General features: G+C 58.1%; 14 protein-coding genes. 7 read left to right on the forward strand and 7 right to left on the reverse strand.

Translation table 11 applies throughout. The features are described from left to right. Nucleotides 1–33 precede the first annotated feature (33 nt). The 3 genes from purD (at nucleotide 34) to PZA18_RS13020 (ending at nucleotide 2769) form a co-directional block, all read left to right on the forward strand. On the forward strand, nucleotides 34–1320 hold the full coding sequence (gene purD, locus PZA18_RS13010) for a phosphoribosylamine--glycine ligase (protein WP_284101282.1): 1287 nt from the start codon (nucleotides 34–36) through the stop codon (nucleotides 1318–1320). Between the two features lie 294 nt (nucleotides 1321–1614). Further along, nucleotides 1615–2415, forward strand: a complete 801-nt coding sequence (locus tag PZA18_RS13015; protein ID WP_284101283.1) for an ABC transporter substrate-binding protein — start codon at nucleotides 1615–1617, stop codon at nucleotides 2413–2415. A gap of 93 nt (nucleotides 2416–2508) precedes the next feature. Continuing rightward, nucleotides 2509–2769, forward strand: a complete 261-nt coding sequence (locus PZA18_RS13020; protein ID WP_284101284.1) for a YkgJ family cysteine cluster protein — start codon at nucleotides 2509–2511, stop codon at nucleotides 2767–2769. Here PZA18_RS13020 and mdtH read toward each other — a convergent pair whose 3' ends face one another. After that, the gene (mdtH, locus tag PZA18_RS13025; RefSeq protein ID WP_284101285.1) at nucleotides 2770–3969 is read right to left on the reverse strand and encodes a multidrug efflux MFS transporter MdtH; all 1200 of its coding nucleotides are present in this window, start codon (nucleotides 3967–3969) and stop codon (nucleotides 2770–2772) included. Nucleotides 3970–4060: 91 nt separating this feature from the next. Between mdtH and PZA18_RS13030 the strand changes: the two genes are divergently transcribed. Next, complete coding sequence (locus PZA18_RS13030) at nucleotides 4061–4963, forward strand: LysR family transcriptional regulator (protein WP_284101286.1); 903 nt, start codon at nucleotides 4061–4063, stop codon at nucleotides 4961–4963. 36 nt (nucleotides 4964–4999) lie between these two features. On the opposite strand, the gene PZA18_RS13035 is transcribed toward PZA18_RS13030, so the two are convergent. From PZA18_RS13035 to PZA18_RS13055, 5 genes are all read right to left on the reverse strand, one after another. Beyond that, nucleotides 5000–5191 carry a zf-HC2 domain-containing protein gene (locus tag PZA18_RS13035; RefSeq protein WP_284101287.1) on the reverse strand — a complete coding sequence of 64 codons (192 nt, stop codon included), beginning with the start codon at nucleotides 5189–5191 and terminating at the stop codon, nucleotides 5000–5002. Continuing rightward, nucleotides 5188–5769, reverse strand: a complete 582-nt coding sequence (locus tag PZA18_RS13040; protein WP_284101288.1) for a sigma-70 family RNA polymerase sigma factor — start codon at nucleotides 5767–5769, stop codon at nucleotides 5188–5190. Before PZA18_RS13040 ends, PZA18_RS13035 begins: the two co-directional genes overlap by 4 nt. Beyond that, nucleotides 5760–6704, reverse strand: coding sequence for a homoserine kinase (locus tag PZA18_RS13045; RefSeq protein WP_284101289.1), 945 nt, complete (start codon nucleotides 6702–6704; stop codon nucleotides 5760–5762). Before PZA18_RS13045 ends, PZA18_RS13040 begins: the two co-directional genes overlap by 10 nt. A 7-nt stretch (nucleotides 6705–6711) precedes the next feature. Further along, nucleotides 6712–7059: a DUF2782 domain-containing protein gene (locus PZA18_RS13050; RefSeq protein ID WP_284101290.1), complete on the reverse strand. Its 348-nt coding sequence runs from the start codon at nucleotides 7057–7059 to the stop codon at nucleotides 6712–6714. A 121-nt stretch (nucleotides 7060–7180) separates the two neighbouring features. Continuing rightward, the gene (locus PZA18_RS13055) at nucleotides 7181–7915 is read right to left on the reverse strand and encodes an LOG family protein (protein ID WP_284101291.1); all 735 of its coding nucleotides are present in this window, start codon (nucleotides 7913–7915) and stop codon (nucleotides 7181–7183) included. A 66-nt stretch (nucleotides 7916–7981) separates the two neighbouring features. On the opposite strand from PZA18_RS13055, the gene polA reads away from it, so the two are divergent. The 3 genes from polA (at nucleotide 7982) to PZA18_RS13070 (ending at nucleotide 13856) form a co-directional block, all read left to right on the forward strand. Beyond that, nucleotides 7982–10744 carry a DNA polymerase I gene (gene polA, locus PZA18_RS13060; RefSeq protein ID WP_284101292.1) on the forward strand — a complete coding sequence of 921 codons (2763 nt, stop codon included), beginning with the start codon at nucleotides 7982–7984 and terminating at the stop codon, nucleotides 10742–10744. Between the two features lie 81 nt (nucleotides 10745–10825). Then, nucleotides 10826–11827: a porphobilinogen synthase gene (gene hemB, locus PZA18_RS13065; RefSeq protein ID WP_284101293.1), complete on the forward strand. Its 1002-nt coding sequence runs from the start codon at nucleotides 10826–10828 to the stop codon at nucleotides 11825–11827. Between the two features lie 115 nt (nucleotides 11828–11942). Beyond that, a complete protein-coding gene (locus PZA18_RS13070; protein WP_284101294.1) occupies nucleotides 11943–13856 on the forward strand; it encodes a sensor domain-containing diguanylate cyclase in 1914 nt (637 codons plus the stop codon). A gap of 63 nt (nucleotides 13857–13919) precedes the next feature. Here the strand turns inward: PZA18_RS13070 and PZA18_RS13075 are convergent, their stop codons facing one another. Further along, entirely contained in the window at nucleotides 13920–15953 is a 2034-nt protein-coding gene (locus PZA18_RS13075; protein WP_284101295.1) for a M3 family metallopeptidase, read from the reverse strand. Between the last annotated feature and the right edge of the window lie 161 nt (nucleotides 15954–16114).

The raw sequence follows: 16114 nt of genomic DNA on the forward strand, positions 1-16114 counted from the left end.
GATGTTTAAGGTACAGCTTGCCGAGGTAATTAAATGAACATACTTGTTATTGGTTCTGGTGGCCGTGAACATGCCATGGCATGGAAGCTGGCGCAGTCAGAGCGTGTGGCCAAGGTTTTCGTCGCGCCAGGCAACGCCGGCACGGCGCAAGAACCTAATCTGGTTAATGTGCCGGTAACGTCGATTCCTGACCTGATTGATTTGGTAAGGCGTGAGCATATTGCCCTGACCGTGGTAGGGCCAGAAGCACCGCTGAGCCAAGGCGTGGTCGATGCCTTTCGCGCCGAGGGCTTGAAGATTTTTGGTCCCACCAAGGCTGCCGCCAGGCTGGAGTGGTCGAAGGATTTTGCCAAGGACTTCATGATCCGGCATGGTATTCCCACCGCCCAGTACAAGACCTTCTCCGTCGCTGCGGAAGCCCACACCTACATTGATCTCAAAGGCGCACCTATCGTTATCAAAGCCGATGGCTTGGCCGCCGGCAAAGGCGTGATCGTTGCCATGACTGTGGCCGAGGCTCATGCGGCTATCGATACCATGTTGATCGACAACAAAATGGGCGATGCAGGGGCTCGAGTCGTGATCGAAGATTTTCTGGTGGGAGAAGAAGCCAGCTTTATCGTGATGGTGGATGGCCGCAATGTGCTGGCCTTCGCCAGTTCGCAAGATCACAAGCGTCTGCGAGATAACGACGAAGGCCCGAATACGGGGGGAATGGGGGCCTATTCTCCGGCACCCGTGGTGACGCCGGCCGTACATGCACGGGCCATGCGCGAAGTTATCCTGCCGACAGTGGCAGGTATGGCGCGTGACGGTGTTTCCTATACCGGGTTCCTCTACGCCGGCTTGATGGTGGGTGAAGATGGCAGTGTCAATGTGGTTGAATTCAACTGCCGCATGGGTGACCCGGAGACGCAGCCCATCATGATGCGGTTGAAGTCCGATCTGGTGGAGCTGGTGGAGCATGGCGTCAATGGCACTCTGGATCAGGTTGATGCAGAGTGGGACCGGCGCGTGGCGCTGGGGGTGGTCATGGCGGCAGAAGGCTATCCCGAATCGCCGCGCAAGGGCGATCTTGTCACCGGTCCGGCCGGCGTGCCCGAGGATGCTCACGTGTTTCATGCTGGCACGGTTCTGGACGACAAAGGCCGTGCGCTGACTGCGGGTGGGCGAGTGCTATGCGTGACTGCGCTGGGTGACAGTGTGCGGATCGCTCAGAAACGTGCTTACGATGTGGTGGAACAGATTCATTTCGAGGGCAAGCAATATCGTCAGGATATTGGCTTTCGTGCAATCGCTCGCAAGTCGGTGACAGCTTAATTTCTGGCGTGTCAGCGAGTATGAAGAAGCCGGCAAAGCCGGCTTTTTCTTTTGTTGATCAAATATTTGCAATGCAATTGTCTCGGCAGCAATCGCGCCCGCTGTTACACTGCCGGGCATTGTTTATTAGAGATTTCTGATAAACGAGCTGGCGATACAAAGGCCTGCTGGCGCGTCCTTTCAGACGAACGGGCCTGACTGATACCCCAGCACCCCCGACCTTTTTTGCCCTACCAGATAAGCCTATGCTGATTGGAAGGCCTGTGTGGGCAGCCATGACTCAAGGAGACTTGAATGAACAAATGGATCGTAGCAACCGCAACTGTGATGGCTCTGAGCTTGCCTGCTTGGGCGGATGACCTGGACAACATCAAGAAGAAGGGGGTTCTGGTGGTCGGGGTGAAAGATGCCACGCCACCATTTGGTGTGCTGGACCCCAAGACCAATACCATTTCGGGTTACGACATTGACTTTGCGGCAGCCATTGCGAAGCGGCTGAATGTGAAATTGAGTGTGAAAGCGGTCGATTCAGCAGAGCGTATTCCCAAACTGCAGGCGGGTGAAGTTGACATGATCATTGCCACGATGACCAAAAACCCGGAGCGCGAGAAGCAGGTTGATTTCAGCTACGGCTATTTTGTTACCGGTCAGAAATTTGTTGTGCGCAAGGGTAAGGTCAACTCGATTGAGGACTTGACCAATCTGTCGATTGGGACCGTCAAGGGTTCGACGTCTGAAAAGCAGGTGCGCAAGGAAATGCCGAACGCCAATGTAGTGCTGTTTGATGATTACCCGGAAGCATTCAAGTCACTGGAAAGCGGCCGCCTGGATGCCGTCACCACTGATGAGCCTATTCTGGCTGGTTTGCTCAATGGAATGGCAAACAAGAAAGATTACGAAATCCCGAACGTGACCATTTCGCTCGAAATCTATGGCATTGCAGTCCGTAAAGGGGAAGCCCGCCTGCGTAAAGAAGTGAACGACACCATTATCGAGATGGAGCGCGATGGTTCGGCGCAGAAGATTTTTGATCGTTGGTTTGGTCCGAATACCAAAAATCCGCTACAGCGACTGTTCAAGATCAAAACGGTATAACGCCCGCCCGAGTTTGACTGAGACAATATATGGCCAGCGCTTTGCTGGCCATATTGTTTTTGGTTTGTTCCTGCTACCAATCATCCACTTCCCATGCCTGAATGTCGCGCACACTGCGGAGCCTGTTGCACCGCGCCTTCCATTAGTTCACCGATTCCTGGCATGCCGCAAGGCAAAACGGCTGGCGTAGCCTGTGTGCAGCTGGATGCTGATCTGCGCTGCAAAATATTTGGTTTGCCCGAGCGCCCTGCTTGTTGCGGGGGTTTGCAACCTTCTCTCGAAATGTGTGGTGCCGATCGCTCTGCAGCAATGGCATGGTTGACGGTGCTGGAACAGGCAACCGCACCAGACTGATCAGGCTCGGGCAGGCACAAGGCGGCTGCGGCGGCGGAATTGCCATTGCAGCGTCAATAAGGTCGTAGCCCCAATGCAAGCAAGCACCAGCCACGGCAGACGAGGCTCGCCGTGGATTCGGCCAAGGTCGTATAGCCAGCCGCCACCGATATGGCCTGCAGCACCGCCAAGTGCCAAGCCGATTTTGCTGAAACCCATATAGGTGGCACGATGGTGAGGGTTGGCTTGGCTCGCAATCAGGGTTTCACGGGCAGGCTCGGCCACGATGCTTCCAATGTAAAACAGCGCAAGCAGCACAAATACCAGCGGTAAGGTATGGGTAAAGGCCAGCATCAGCATCGAAAGAGTCATCAGTGCTAGGCCGAGGCTGATCCTTGTGTTGAGCGAGGCATATTTTTCCCCCAGCCGCGCCAGTGGATAAAGCAAGGCCAACGACAGCAAGGTGTCGAGCGTATACATCCAGCTGACTGCTTCGCTGGTGCCTGATAACTGCTTGAGTGTGATCGGCACCAGCAGCATGATCTGCGCGCCCAGCAAGTAATATCCACTGAGTGTCAGCACGAAATTACGGAATGGTCGGTCGGCCAATACTTGGCCAATGCCATGCAGTAGCTGCGAGCGCCGGATTGAAACCCGATAGTTGGGGATCAGCACCGCGTTGCCGAGTGCCGCCAGCGTGAAGACCATTCCGCCCATCCAGCCGACCCAGGCAAAATCAAAGCGCAACAGCCAGCCTCCCGCCAAGGCGCCGCCAACGGCACAGGCGCTTTCCAAGGAAATCAGTAGGGCATAAAAGCGGTTACGCTCGGCAGGGCGCGTGAATTTAGCAATCAGTGCGGCGCGAGGTGGGTCGAACAGCGCACCGCCCAAGCCGGACAATAAGCAAGAGATGACGAGCCACCACAGTGTGTGGGCTTGCGCCATCACGACAAAGCCTGCGGCCCGCAACAACATGCCCGCAACGATAAGTGGCTTGGCACCGAAGCGATCGGCTAATGAGCCGGCGCCGATGGCCAAGCCTTGCTGAACAAACTGGCGTAAAGCCAAGGACATGCCAACCAGGCTGGCAGCCCAACCCAGCTGGTCTATGAAATGCAGGCTGATCAACGGAAACACGGCAAAGAAACCGAACACCACCAGCATGTTGTCGGCCAGGATGAAAATCTTTCCCTGACGTCGAATCTTGGATATTGCAATCATGACAACTTCTCCCAACCAAGCTGATGATTTTGCTGGGCAGTCTGGCATCATAGAAGACTATTTCTTGTAATACTTCATATAAGAATTCTTTATGGCTATAGATTTGCTCGATTTGCAGCTGCTGGTTGATGTAGACGAACGTGGCAGCTTTAGTCAGGCCGCAGCGGTCAGAGGTTGGTCGCAGCCGCAAGTCAGTCAGCGCATCGCCATGCTGGAGGCCGAACTGGGCGTGGCGTTGTTCAAACGGCATCGGCGTGGTGCCAGCCTGACGCCTGCTGGTGAGGTTTACATTGAAGCGGCACGACGGGCTCTGGCAGAGCTCGATTCCGGTCGTCTGGCCATTCAGGGGGCGGCGGCCTTGCCGGTTGCCAACATTGCCTGCCTGCCATCCTTGGCATCCGTCATCTTCGGACCCTTGCTTGCAGCGCTGGCTGAAGCGCCGATGGAGATCCACTGCAAGAGTGATCACTCACCCGCCATCATGGAGCAGCTGCTACTGGGGGAGTTGCAGGTAGGATTTGTGTTGAACCGGCCCGCAGTTGCTGGGATTCAGCTGGAGTTGCTGGCGCGGTCGCCGATCGTTGCTGTGGTGGCGCCCCGTCATGCCTTGGCGCAAGCGGGGGGACTCAGCCTACGCGATGTCGCGCCCTATCGTATTTCGCCCCAACGCTGGGGGGATGAGTGCGATGAGTTGGTCAGGCAGATTCGAGCTTGCCGTGCCAGTCCGCAGCCCTTGCATCTCAATCAGCCTTCGGTTGCTGCGCGGGAATTGGCGCTGGAGCACGACTTCGTTGTGTTCATGCCTGAGGTTTGTGTGCTGCGTGAATTGCAGGCCGGGGCGCTGGTCAAGCTCCGGCTGGCTGATTTGCCAGTGTGGTGTTGGGAGGTGATGATGGCTTACCGAACGGGCAAGCGGCCGGATTTTGCTCGGGATGAAGTGCTGGCTGCGGCCAGGGCTATTGGTGGGGGGTGGAGGCGGGCTCTGTCGATGTAAACGCTGTTGCCGATGCTTGCCAAGGTTACATAGGCTTTATTTGCTATCGTCGATCTGGTCACCAAACTTTCGGGTGACCGTACGCAGAAAGCCAATCTGCTTGCGAAAGTTGCGGCAACCGGCACAGGCAGTCAGATGCAAGGCCAGCTGCAAGCGTTCGCCCATACTGAGTTCCCTGTCCATTTGCATGGACATGAGTCGGGTAGCTTCCTTGCAGCTCAACATCATGTCTTCTCCAGAGGCGACCCGCCGAACCAATGCTTGTCCAGACACAGACGCAGGCTCATTCGGGCTCGGTAAAGCAGTACCGAGCAATTGGTCGCCGTGATGTCGAGGTTCTTACAGATGTCGTCGATTTCCTGTCCCAGCATCTCGCGCATGGCAAAGACCATCGCCGTACGCTTAGGCATGCGTCGGGCGCATTCTTCGTACACTTTCCAGAATTGCTGATCGGAGAGTGACTGGTCCGGGCTTTGCCAGCTGCGAGGGGCGTCCGACCCCCAATGTCCCTGAGTATCAAATAGGGAATCAAAGTCGGATAGATCCCCGTCTTCATCCGTTCTCGCGTCCAATAGCAGAGGGTCGCGCACCATGCGTCGCTGTGCATCAATGATCTTGTGCTTGAGGATGCCGGTCAGCCAGGTCTTGACGCTGGACTGGCCAGCAAAGGCCTCTAGTTTTTCCACCGCCGCCAGCAGGGTGTCCTGCACCACGTCTTCGGCAACAGTCTCGTCGCGTAGCTGGAAAATGGCATAGCGCAGCAGATAGTTGCGATGCTGCTCGATGTCCTGAAAAGTCAGAGCCATAGCTGATCGGGCTGACGGTTGGCGTGCTGGCTGATAATGCGCTGGAAGTAGGCTGGATCCTTGGTGTAGGTCAGCTCGCCCGCTTGCGGCTTATAGAAGTCGTACAGCCGCGACACCCAGAACCGCAATGCAGCGGCGCGCAACATAACATGCCAGGCTTCGTGTTCGTCGGGCGTGAAGGGGCGGATCGACTGATAGCCACTCAACAACGCGCGCGCCTTGGTAGCGTCGATGTCGCCGTCCGGCAACGAGCACCAATCGTTCAGCGTGATGGCGACGTCGTAGATCAGCACATCATTGCAGGCGTAGTAGAAGTCAATGAAGCCGCCAATTTTCTGGCCGTTCATCAAGACATTGTCACGGAACAGATCGGCATGGATGACCCCGGATGGTAAATGGGTAAACCGATGCTTGGTCTGGAATTGCACTTCTGCCCGCAGCTGGGCGGCATCGGCGCTGTTCATGTGCGGGTAGATCTGTGGCGCTGTGCGATTCCACCACTCCGGACCGCGTGGATTGGCCATGCGCGCTGGGTAGGTCTGGGCGGCCAGATGCATCTCAGCCAGCATGGCACCTACCGCTTCGCACTGCTCGGGTGTGGGGTCTTCGGCGACATCGCCGGGCAGGCAGGTCACCATGCAGGTTGGCTTGCCACCCAGCTCGTCGATGTACTCATCGCGCAGATTGGCGATCGGCGCCGCCACCGCGATACCGTGATGTGCCAGATGTGCCAGAAGATTGACGTAGAACGGCAGCTCATGCTGCTTGAGCACTTCAAACAGGGTGAGCACATACCGGCCGTGCGTGGTGCTCACAAAATAATTGGTGTTGGTAATGCCCGATGCGATGCCTTGCAGCGCCTGCAGCTGGCCGATGGAGTAACTCTTCAGCCATTCGCGCAGCTGATCCGGGGTGATGGGGGTGTAGACAGACATAGAAGGCTCAGAATCGTTTGATAACCCAGCGTGGCACGCGAAAACCCGAGTCGATGGCATCCCTTCGTATCATGTTGCCATCGCCCCGATCATCAACAAGGTAATACTCTGGCCCGACCTTGGGCTTGACCTTGATCATGTATAGGCGGCCATTGATCCGGTATTCGGTGGCGGTGGCGTCCTCGCGCTGCGAAATACTGATGTCCGGCTCTGGCACCGACTCATCGTCTGCAGGAATCGGTGGTGGCGGCGGCACGTTCACCTTTGGCGGTTCGGGCGGAGCATCGGCTGCCAGGGCCGATGCGGCAACAGTCAGCGCCCCGGCCATCAGCAGATAACGGGCAAGCAGGTTCATGAGGAATGTCCTTGATCTGGTCCAAGTAGCCTAGGCGTTGTTGGCCCATTTTTACGTCTAATCGACCAAGTATAGACCGCCCATCCGCCTCGACGGGCGCAGGGCGGTCAAGACGTACGGTTTAGAGGCTCAATTGCATTTCACGTTCAGCGGGAGACAGCGCGAAACCTCGCGTCTCGTAGAATTTGAAAATGGCATCGACGATGGCTTTGGGCTCATCAACCACCTGCATCAGGTCCAGATCCCGGATGTCGATCATCTTCTCGTTTGCCAGCGTATTCTTCATCCATTCCAGCATGCCGCTCCAGAAATGGCTCCCCACCAGAAAGATGGGGATCTTGCGGCTCTTTCCGGTCTGAATCAGCGTCAGCGCTTCAGTCAACTCGTCCAGCGTGCCAAAGCCGCCAGGCATGACCACGTAGGCGGTTGCATTCTTGACGAACATCACCTTGCGGGCGAAGAAGTGGCGGAAAGTCTGACTGACATCCTGATATGGATTGCCATGCTGCTCGTGCGGCAACTGGATATTCAGGCCGACAGACGGGGACTTGCCGTAGTAAGCCCCTTTGTTGGCGGCTTCCATGATGCCTGGCCCACCGCCCGAGATCACCGAAAAGCCCGCGTCGGATAAGCGGCGGGCAATGTCTTCGGCCAGCTTATAATAGGGGTGGTCACGCGGGGTGCGAGCGCTGCCGAAAATGCTGACGGCAGGCTGGATCGCTTGCAGGCGCTCGGTGGCCTCGACAAACTCCGCCATGATTTCGAACACCCGCCATGATTCGCGCGCCCGGTAGGCTTGGGCGGTGGCCATTGCGGCCGGGTCGGTTTCCCTCGGCAACTTATCTCTTAAAGTCATTGTGCAGGACGGTCCTGTTGACGGCCGCTTCTGCCCGCCATTTACGCGAGCAAAGGAGCGACGCGAATGAAAACATTGGTTCTGATTGACGGCTCGTCTTATCTGTACCGGGCCTTTCATGCCCTGCCCGAACTGAGAAACCGCGCCGGAGCGCCAACTGGCGCTATCTACGGCATGGTGAACATGCTAAGGCGACTGGTCAAGGAACATCCGGCTGATTTTATCGCCTGCGTCTTCGATGCCAAGGGCAAGACCTTCCGCGATGAGTGGTATCCCGAGTACAAAGCCCACCGCCCACCGATGCCGGATGACCTGCGGACACAGATCGAACCCATCCATGCTGCCGTGCGGGCACTGGGCCTGCCGATTTTGATGATAGACGGTGTCGAGGCGGATGACGTGATCGGCACACTGGCTGTTCAGGCCAGCAAGGCCGGGATCGCAACGACCATTTCGACCGGTGACAAGGACATGGCGCAGCTGGTGAATGAACACGTCAGCCTGATCAACACCATGACCGAGGAGCGCCTCGACCCGACTGGCGTGGAGGCCAAATTCGGGGTGCCGCCCAATCGCATCGTGGATTACCTGACTCTGGTTGGCGATAGCGTCGATAACGTGCCGGGCGTTGAAAAGTGTGGGCCCAAGACGGCAGTGAAGTGGCTGACGCAGTTTGGGGATCTTGATGCCTTGATTGCCAGGGCGGATGAAGTCGGCGGTGTGGTCGGCCAGAATCTGCGCAAGGCGCTGGATTGGTTGCCGATGGGGCGCAAACTGGTGACGATCAAATGCGATGTGGATTTATCGGCCGAATTGCCCAAGGCATTTGAATCGCTGGTGCCGACCCCGGTAGACAAGGCGGCGTTGCGGCAGTTGTTCGAGACCTATGAATTCAAAACCTGGTTGCGCGAGCTGCAGGCGGGCGAGGGGGATGCCGGCACTGTGGTATCCAGCGCCGCACCGGGTGCAGCGGCCGATGAGCTGGCCCAGCCGATGTTGCCCAGTGGCGAGCTGGTTGAGCTGGCGCGTCAGTATCAGATGCTGCTGCAGCCGGGGCAGCTGGAGGACTGGCTGCAGAAAATCACCGCATCGGATTTGGTAAGTGTGGATACCGAAACCACCTCGCTGGACCCGATGCAGGCCCAGATTGTGGGCATCTCGTTTGCACTGGAGAGCGGCGAAGCCGCTTATTTGCCGCTCACACACCGCTACCCCGGTGTGCCGGAGCAGATTCCGCTTGATCTGGCACTGGCAACACTCAAACCGTGGCTGGAAAACCCTTCCAGTAAAAAGGTCGGGCAGAACCTCAAATACGACCAGCATGTATTCGCCAATCACGGCATTGCGTTGGCCGGCGTGGCCGAGGACACCATGCTGCAGTCCTATGTGCTCGATAGTACCGAGCGCCACAATATGGACGACCTCGCGGCCAAATATCTGGGGCTCAAAACCATTGCCTATGAGGATATCTGCGGCAAAGGTGCCAAGCAGATCGGCTTTGATGAAGTAGACCTTGATACCGCCACCCGCTATTCGGCAGAAGATGCCGAAGTCACCATCAAGCTGCATCAGGCGTTGAGCCAGCGGCTGGCCGCAGGTGGCCGGCTGCAGTCGGTTTATCGCGACATTGAAATGCCGGCGCGAGAGGTGCTGTTCAGGATGGAGCGTAACGGCGTTCTGCTTGATAAAGCGGAGCTGGAGCGGCAGAGCCATGAACTGGCAACCCGCATGCTGGAACTGGAGCAACAGGCGCACGAACTGGCAGGGCAGCCTTTCAATCTGGGCTCGCCCAAGCAGATCGGCGAGATCTTGTTCGACAAGCTGAAATTGCCGGTGGTGAAAAAGACGCCCAAGGGCGCGCCTTCGACCGATGAGGATGTGTTGCAGGAGCTGGCGCGGGACTTCCCCTTGCCCAAACGCCTGCTGGAGCACCGTGGCCTGTCCAAGCTCAAATCAACTTACACCGACAAGCTTCCGTTGATGATCAATCCGAAGACGGGGCGTGTTCATACCAACTTTGCCCAGGCGGTGGCGGTGACGGGGCGTCTGGCCAGTAATGATCCGAATCTGCAGAACATTCCGATCCGCAGCCCGGAGGGGCGGCGGGTACGTCGGGCGTTTATTGCCGCTCCGGGTTATCGCATTGTTTCGGCCGATTATTCGCAGATCGAGCTGCGCATCATGGCGCATCTTTCGGGGGATGAAGGATTACTGGCGGCGTTCGAGCGTGGCGATGACATCCACCGTGCCACGGCGGCTGAGGTGTTCGGCCTGGAGCGCGATCAGGTGAGTGCCGAGCAACGGCGTTACGCCAAGGCAATCAACTTTGGCCTGATCTACGGCATGTCAGCCTTTGGTCTGGCGGCACAGCTGGAAATCGAACGTAGCGCGGCACAGCAATATATCGACCGCTATTTCACCCGCTACCCCGGTGTGGCCGAGTATATGCAACGCACCCGCGAGTCTGCCCGTGCGCAGGGTTATGTCGAAACCTGGTTTGGCCGGCGTCTGTGGTTGCCTGAGATTCGTTCCTCCAATCAGGGGCGGCGACAAGGGGCTGAGCGGGCAGCGATCAACGCCCCGATGCAAGGCACAGCGGCCGACTTGGTGAAGCTGGCGATGGTGGCAGTGCAGAACTGGCTGGATGACGCGAAGCTGACGTCCCGACTGCTGCTGCAGGTACACGATGAGCTGGTGCTGGAGGTGCCGGAAGCCGAGCTGGCGGTCGTGCGCGAAGTTTTGCCGCAGAAGATGGCCGGTGTGGCCGACCTCAAGGTCACGCTTCTGGCCGAGGTGGGCGAGGGCGCCAACTGGGAAGAGGCACATTGATCGTAACGATGCCGGGGAGTCGGCGTCGCAATGCGGGTTTGCGCCGTACAATGTCATTTTTTCAACAGCCAGGAATCTGCCATGCAAGTTGATCGCCGCTATCCGTTCAGCCGCCCCCGCCGTATGCGTCGTGATGAGTTTTCCCGCCGCTTGATGCGCGAAAACACGCTGACTGCTGCCGATCTGATCTACCCGGTTTTTGTGATCGAAGGTTCGGGTCAGGAAGAAGTCATCAACGCCATGCCAGGGATCAAGCGCCAGACGCTCGATAAGCTGTATTACACGGCCGAGCAGGCTTTGGCGCTTGGGGTACCAGCGCTGGCGCTGTTCCCCAAAATTGATCCCTCGCGCAAAACGCCGGGTGGAGAAGAGGCGTTCAACCCCGAAGGGTTGATTCCAACCGTCGTGCGCGGTCTGAAAGCACGGTTTCCAGAACTGGGGGTGATCACCGATGTGGCCCTTGACCCCTATACCAGTCATGGCCAGGACGGTGCGATTGATGCCAATGGTTATGTGCTGAATGACGAGACGGTGCGTACGCTGGGCGAGCAGGCGCTATGCCATGCACGGGCAGGGGCTGACATTGTGGCGCCGTCTGACATGATGGATGGTCGCATTGGCGCCATTCGTCAGTTGCTGGAGGATCAGGGGCATATCCACACCCGGATTATGGCGTACTCGGCCAAGTATGCCTCGGCGTTCTACGGCCCGTTTCGCGAGGCGGTCGGTTCTGCTGCCAATCTGGGCAAGGGCAATAAGTACACCTATCAGATGGACCCGGCCAATAGCGACGAAGCTTTGCAGGAGGTCGCAATGGACTTGGCCGAAGGTGCCGATATGGTGATGGTCAAACCAGGTATGCCCTACCTCGATATTGTGCGGCGGGTCAAAGATGAATTTGGCGTACCGACCTTTGTGTATCAGGTCTCCGGCGAGTTTGCGATGATCAAGGCGGCTGCGGCCAATGGCTGGATGGACGAACGGGCAGCGGCGCTCGAATCGCTGCTGGCCTTCAAGCGCGCCGGCGCTGACGCAGTACTGAGCTATTTCGCACTCGACGCTGCGCGCTGGTTAGCAGAATAACGGGCGTCCGGAGCGGGGCGGTCCCGCAGCACTGCTGGCCAGGCCGGGCTGAATGCTAGAGGCGGCATTGCTGCCCGGCTCCTATAATCGCGGAAGGCATGCCGGGACGCTCTCCATGCAAACGCTATATCGTTCATCTGCTACCGACAATGACACGACCGGCCTGAGTCATCAGTTGGTGCGCTTCGTTTCACGCGCGCGCAAGCCGCTGGCGTGGGCGGGGTTGGTGGTGATGGTTCTGGCCGCCCTGATCTTCCATGAGCTGCGGCAAAATCATGCCGATGCCCAGCTGAAAACCATGGTCGATGCCCGCAATCTGGCGCATCTGATGGCCGAGCGGTTTTCCGGCAATCTGCGTGAAATCCGACTGATTCTTGATGACATTGGCGATACGCTTGGGCCAGCAGAGCTGGCCGAGGTGTCATCAATGTCTTCCGAGCGCCATCAAGTGATAGAAAAGCTGCTGGCGGCCAAGCTCGAACACTATTCCCGCGTTGACCAGCTGGGCCTGATCGGTCCGGATGGTCGCTTCATCCTGACTTCTGGCGCCGGGCCGGAACGCTCACTGAAAAATCACCCGATCTTCCGTACCCTGACTGAAAACCCAGGCCAGTCGCTGGCATTTGGCCCGGCGATTGATGGCACGGGATTGGCGGTAGGGCTCCGGCTGGGCGAGGGGCATCAGTTCACTGGTGTTGCCGTCGCCAACCTTGGAACCGAGCAGCTGCAGAAGCTGTTGTTGGGGGTTGAGCTATCCGACGATGACATCGTCGCATTGGTGCGGGATGACCTGAGTCTGCTTGCCAGCCGGCCTGATCACCACGAATTGGTTGGTCAGCCCCTGCCCTTGAAGAGTCAGATCGCTCAATGGGTCAATGCCCGTAGCGACGACGTGATCGGAGGGGTCGGGCTACTGGATGAACGCATTCGTAGTTATGGCTTCAAACGGCTGGAGGAGGCGCCATTTCTGGTCATTGTTGGAGTCGGAGAGGAAGCTGGTTTGCGAGCCTGGCGGCATAAGGCGCTGGCTTATGTACTGGGTGGGATGCTTTCATCCTTGCTCTTGCTGGCCATTATTTACCGTGGCTGGCGCGAGACCGAACTGGTTGCAGCGATTGCCCGCCAGCAATCCCGATTACAGCAGCAGGAACAGCGCTTTCGTTTTGTGGTTGAAACCATGCCCACGCCTCTGCTGATGGTGCGGGCAAATGGGCTGGTGCTCTATGCCAACCGCGCTGTGGGGGAGCTGCTGGGGGTGGCGTTGGCAGACATTATTGACCATCCGCTCTTTAGCTATGTCTCTCGCAACGAGCAAGCCACCGAGCTGGCGGCAAAGCTGGATAAGGAGCACACCCTGCATGACTATGAAATTCGTCTGAAGCGGGGCAGTGGTGAGGTGTTCTGGGCTTCTCTGGCAGCAACCCAGGTGGAGTGTGAAGGTGAGCCGGCTTACCTGATTGCGCTGGATGACATCACCCAGCGCAAGGTTGAGCAGGAAACCCTCTGGCGCAAGGCGACGCTCGACCCGCTGACCGGCGTGGCGAATCGGGGCTATCTGCTGGAACTGGCCTACGGCAGCATCAGCCGTGCCAAGCGCTTCAATGAGCCCTTGGGGGTGTTGATGCTGGATCTGGATTACTTCAAGCGCGTCAACGATACCTGGGGGCACGACGCCGGTGACAAGGTGCTGATGCGCTTTGCCGCAGAGTGCAGCAGTACCCTGCGGGGGTTTGATCTGCTGGGACGGATTGGCGGGGAGGAATTTGCCGTCATTCTGCCCAATACGCCGCTGGATGGGGCGTTGCTGGTGGCAGAACGGATTCGAGAGAGAATAGAAGCGTTATCGGTGCTGGTGCAGGACAACCAGCCGGTTCACGTTACCGTCAGTATTGGCCTGGCGATGTTGGCGTCTGAGGACCAGACCATCGAAGATACCTTGCGGCGCGCAGATCAGGCGCTTTATGCCGCAAAAGCCGCCGGCCGGAATCGTGTCATGACGGATCTGGCAGAGGCACCGCCATCCCGGTGAGGATGGCGGTATCGTCCGTTCAAGGCGGGGGCGGCTGGCAGTCCGGCCTCACCCGGGCCCGGTTCAGTTCGACAGACCGCGTGCTTTCAGCATTGGGCCGACTTCCGGCTCGCGCCCACGGAATGCTTTGAACGCCGCCCGTGGATCAATCGAGTTCCCTGTGCTGTAGATATGGCGGAGCAAGCGTTCAGCCACGTCAGGTGCGAAGGGGTTCCCGGCTTCCTTGAAGGCATCATAGCCATCGGTATCCAGCACTTCAGCCCATAAGTACACATAGTAGCGGGAGGCATAATAGTCGCCGCCAAAAACGTGACCAAAGTGAGGAAGACGATGCCGCATGCGGATGCCGTCCGGCATGCCCAACTTGGCCAGCTGGGTCTGCTCGAAGCGGGTGATGTCGAGTTGGCTAGGGTCGGTTTGCTGATGCAGGGCCAGATCAACCAGGGCGCTGGAAGTGTATTCGATGGTCTCGAACCCTTGGTTAAACTGGCTGGCAGCCCGCAACCGGTCGATCAAGGCGTCAGGAATCGGCTCGCCAGTTTCGACATGTCGTGCATGCTGCTTGAGCACACATGGCTCCAAGGCCCAGTTTTCAAAGATTTGCGAGGGCAGCTCGACAAAGTCTCCCAGTACGGCCGTGCCAGCCAGACGTGTATACCGCACGTTCGACAGTAATCCATGCAGGCCATGCCCGAACTCATGGAACAAGGTGCGCACGTCGTCAAAGCTCAGCAGCGTGTCGCCATCGCCCTTGGCGAAGTTATTGTTGTTGACGACGATGGGCAGGGTGATGCCCCGCGCTTTGGATTGGGTGCGATATTCGTCCATCCAGGCGCCGCCTTGCTTGGTGGCACGGGCAAAGTTGTCAGCCAGGAAGATTCCGATCAGCGCCTGATCACGATCAAGCACTTCCCACAAGCGGACATCCGGGTGATACAGCGGGATGCCGGTCTTTTCAACGAAGCGCAAGCCAAATAGCCGGTTGGCACAGTCGAACATGGCCTCAGTCATGCGTGCCAACGAAAAATAGGGTTTGACCTCTTCATCATCCAGATCGTATTTGGCGATCCGGACCTTCTCGGCGTAATAGCGCCAATCCCAGGGCTGGATGTCGGTTGGTTGCCCTTCGCTGGCGGCAATCTCGGCCAGTTGCTGGCGTTCAGCGGCAGCGCGTTGCTTGGCGGGCTCCCACACTTTGTACAGCAGGTCGTAAACCGCTGCCGGCGTGCCCGCCATGGTATCCACCAAGGTGTAATCGGCGAAGCTGACATGGCCATGCAACTTGGCCTGCTCCAGCCGCAAAGCCAGGATCTGGCTGGCCAATGGGCGATTATCGTGCTCGCCCGCATGTTCACCGCGTTGACTCCATGCTTCAAACGCACGCTCGCGCAGGTCGCGACGGCTGGAGAAAGTCAGGAATGGCATGACCAGCGAACGCGACAGGGTAATGACCCAGCCGTCGCGTTGGCGGTCCTGTGCAGCTTGTCGGGCCGCAGCCCGCAGAGATTCTGGCAGACCCGCCAGGTCTTCTTCACTTTGCAAGATCAACTCGAAGCCTGCTTCATCCGCCTGCACATTCTGCGAGAACCGAGTGGTCAGCTCAGCCAGCTGCTCGACAATCTCGCCGTAGCGGGCTTTATCCTGAGGCGATAGTTTCGCTCCTGCCAGCACGAAGTCCAGGTGATACCGCTCCAGCAGGCGTAGCTGCTCACCATCCAGACCCAATGCCTGCCGTTCCCGATGAAGGCTATCAATGCGGGCAAACAAGCGGCTGTTCAGATACACGCTGCTGTGATGCGCGGCAAGGCGTGGTGCCAGCTTCAGTTCGACGGCCTGCAGCTCGGGCGAGGCCTCCGAGCTGGTCAGGTTGTAGAAAACCCGTTCGATACGGGTCAATAAGCCTGCCGCACCATCCAGAGCCGCCAGGGTGTTGTTAAAACTGGGGGGGGCTTCCTGTTCGGCGATCGCGTTGATTTCCTGCAGATGTGCCGCCAGAGCTACTTCAAAGGCAGGCTCGAAGTGCCGGGGGAAAATGCGGTCAAACGGTGGCAAACCATAGGGCGTGTCCCATGGCTGCAGCAGAGGGTTGTCTTGCATGGTCTGTGTCATAAGGGATATCCCGACTGGTTGAATTGAGTGGCGAATTGTAGCGCGGACAATGTGTCCGGCGTGGGTCTGACGTAACTGACGGTATTGATCTGTCCTGGCTTTGGCTGGTTCCGGTTGTTCGGCGCATTTCGTCGCGAATTTTGGCAGCG

The sequence above is a fragment of the Parachitinimonas caeni genome, from assembly GCF_030129945.1.
Taxonomy (GTDB): Bacteria; Pseudomonadota; Gammaproteobacteria; order Burkholderiales; family Chitinimonadaceae; genus Parachitinimonas; species Parachitinimonas caeni.

Excerpts from the sequence above, each read along its gene's own strand:
- purD (WP_284101282.1), top strand. The coding sequence starts at position 34 with ATGAACATACTTGTTATTGGTTCTGGTGGCCGTGAACATGCCATGGCA.
- PZA18_RS13015 (WP_284101283.1), top strand. The coding sequence starts at position 1,615 with ATGAACAAATGGATCGTAGCAACCGCAACTGTGATGGCTCTGAGCTTG.
- PZA18_RS13020 (WP_284101284.1), top strand. The coding sequence starts at position 2,509 with ATGCCTGAATGTCGCGCACACTGCGGAGCCTGTTGCACCGCGCCTTCC.
- mdtH (WP_284101285.1), bottom strand. The coding sequence starts at position 3,969 with ATGATTGCAATATCCAAGATTCGACGTCAGGGAAAGATTTTCATCCTG.
- PZA18_RS13030 (WP_284101286.1), top strand. The coding sequence starts at position 4,061 with ATGGCTATAGATTTGCTCGATTTGCAGCTGCTGGTTGATGTAGACGAA.
- PZA18_RS13035 (WP_284101287.1), bottom strand. The coding sequence starts at position 5,191 with ATGATGTTGAGCTGCAAGGAAGCTACCCGACTCATGTCCATGCAAATG.
- PZA18_RS13040 (WP_284101288.1), bottom strand. The coding sequence starts at position 5,769 with ATGGCTCTGACTTTTCAGGACATCGAGCAGCATCGCAACTATCTGCTG.
- PZA18_RS13045 (WP_284101289.1), bottom strand. The coding sequence starts at position 6,704 with ATGTCTGTCTACACCCCCATCACCCCGGATCAGCTGCGCGAATGGCTG.
- PZA18_RS13050 (WP_284101290.1), bottom strand. The coding sequence starts at position 7,059 with ATGAACCTGCTTGCCCGTTATCTGCTGATGGCCGGGGCGCTGACTGTT.
- PZA18_RS13055 (WP_284101291.1), bottom strand. The coding sequence starts at position 7,915 with ATGACTTTAAGAGATAAGTTGCCGAGGGAAACCGACCCGGCCGCAATG.
- polA (WP_284101292.1), top strand. The coding sequence starts at position 7,982 with ATGAAAACATTGGTTCTGATTGACGGCTCGTCTTATCTGTACCGGGCC.
- hemB (WP_284101293.1), top strand. The coding sequence starts at position 10,826 with ATGCAAGTTGATCGCCGCTATCCGTTCAGCCGCCCCCGCCGTATGCGT.
- PZA18_RS13070 (WP_284101294.1), top strand. The coding sequence starts at position 11,943 with ATGCAAACGCTATATCGTTCATCTGCTACCGACAATGACACGACCGGC.
- PZA18_RS13075 (WP_284101295.1), bottom strand. The coding sequence starts at position 15,953 with ATGCAAGACAACCCTCTGCTGCAGCCATGGGACACGCCCTATGGTTTG.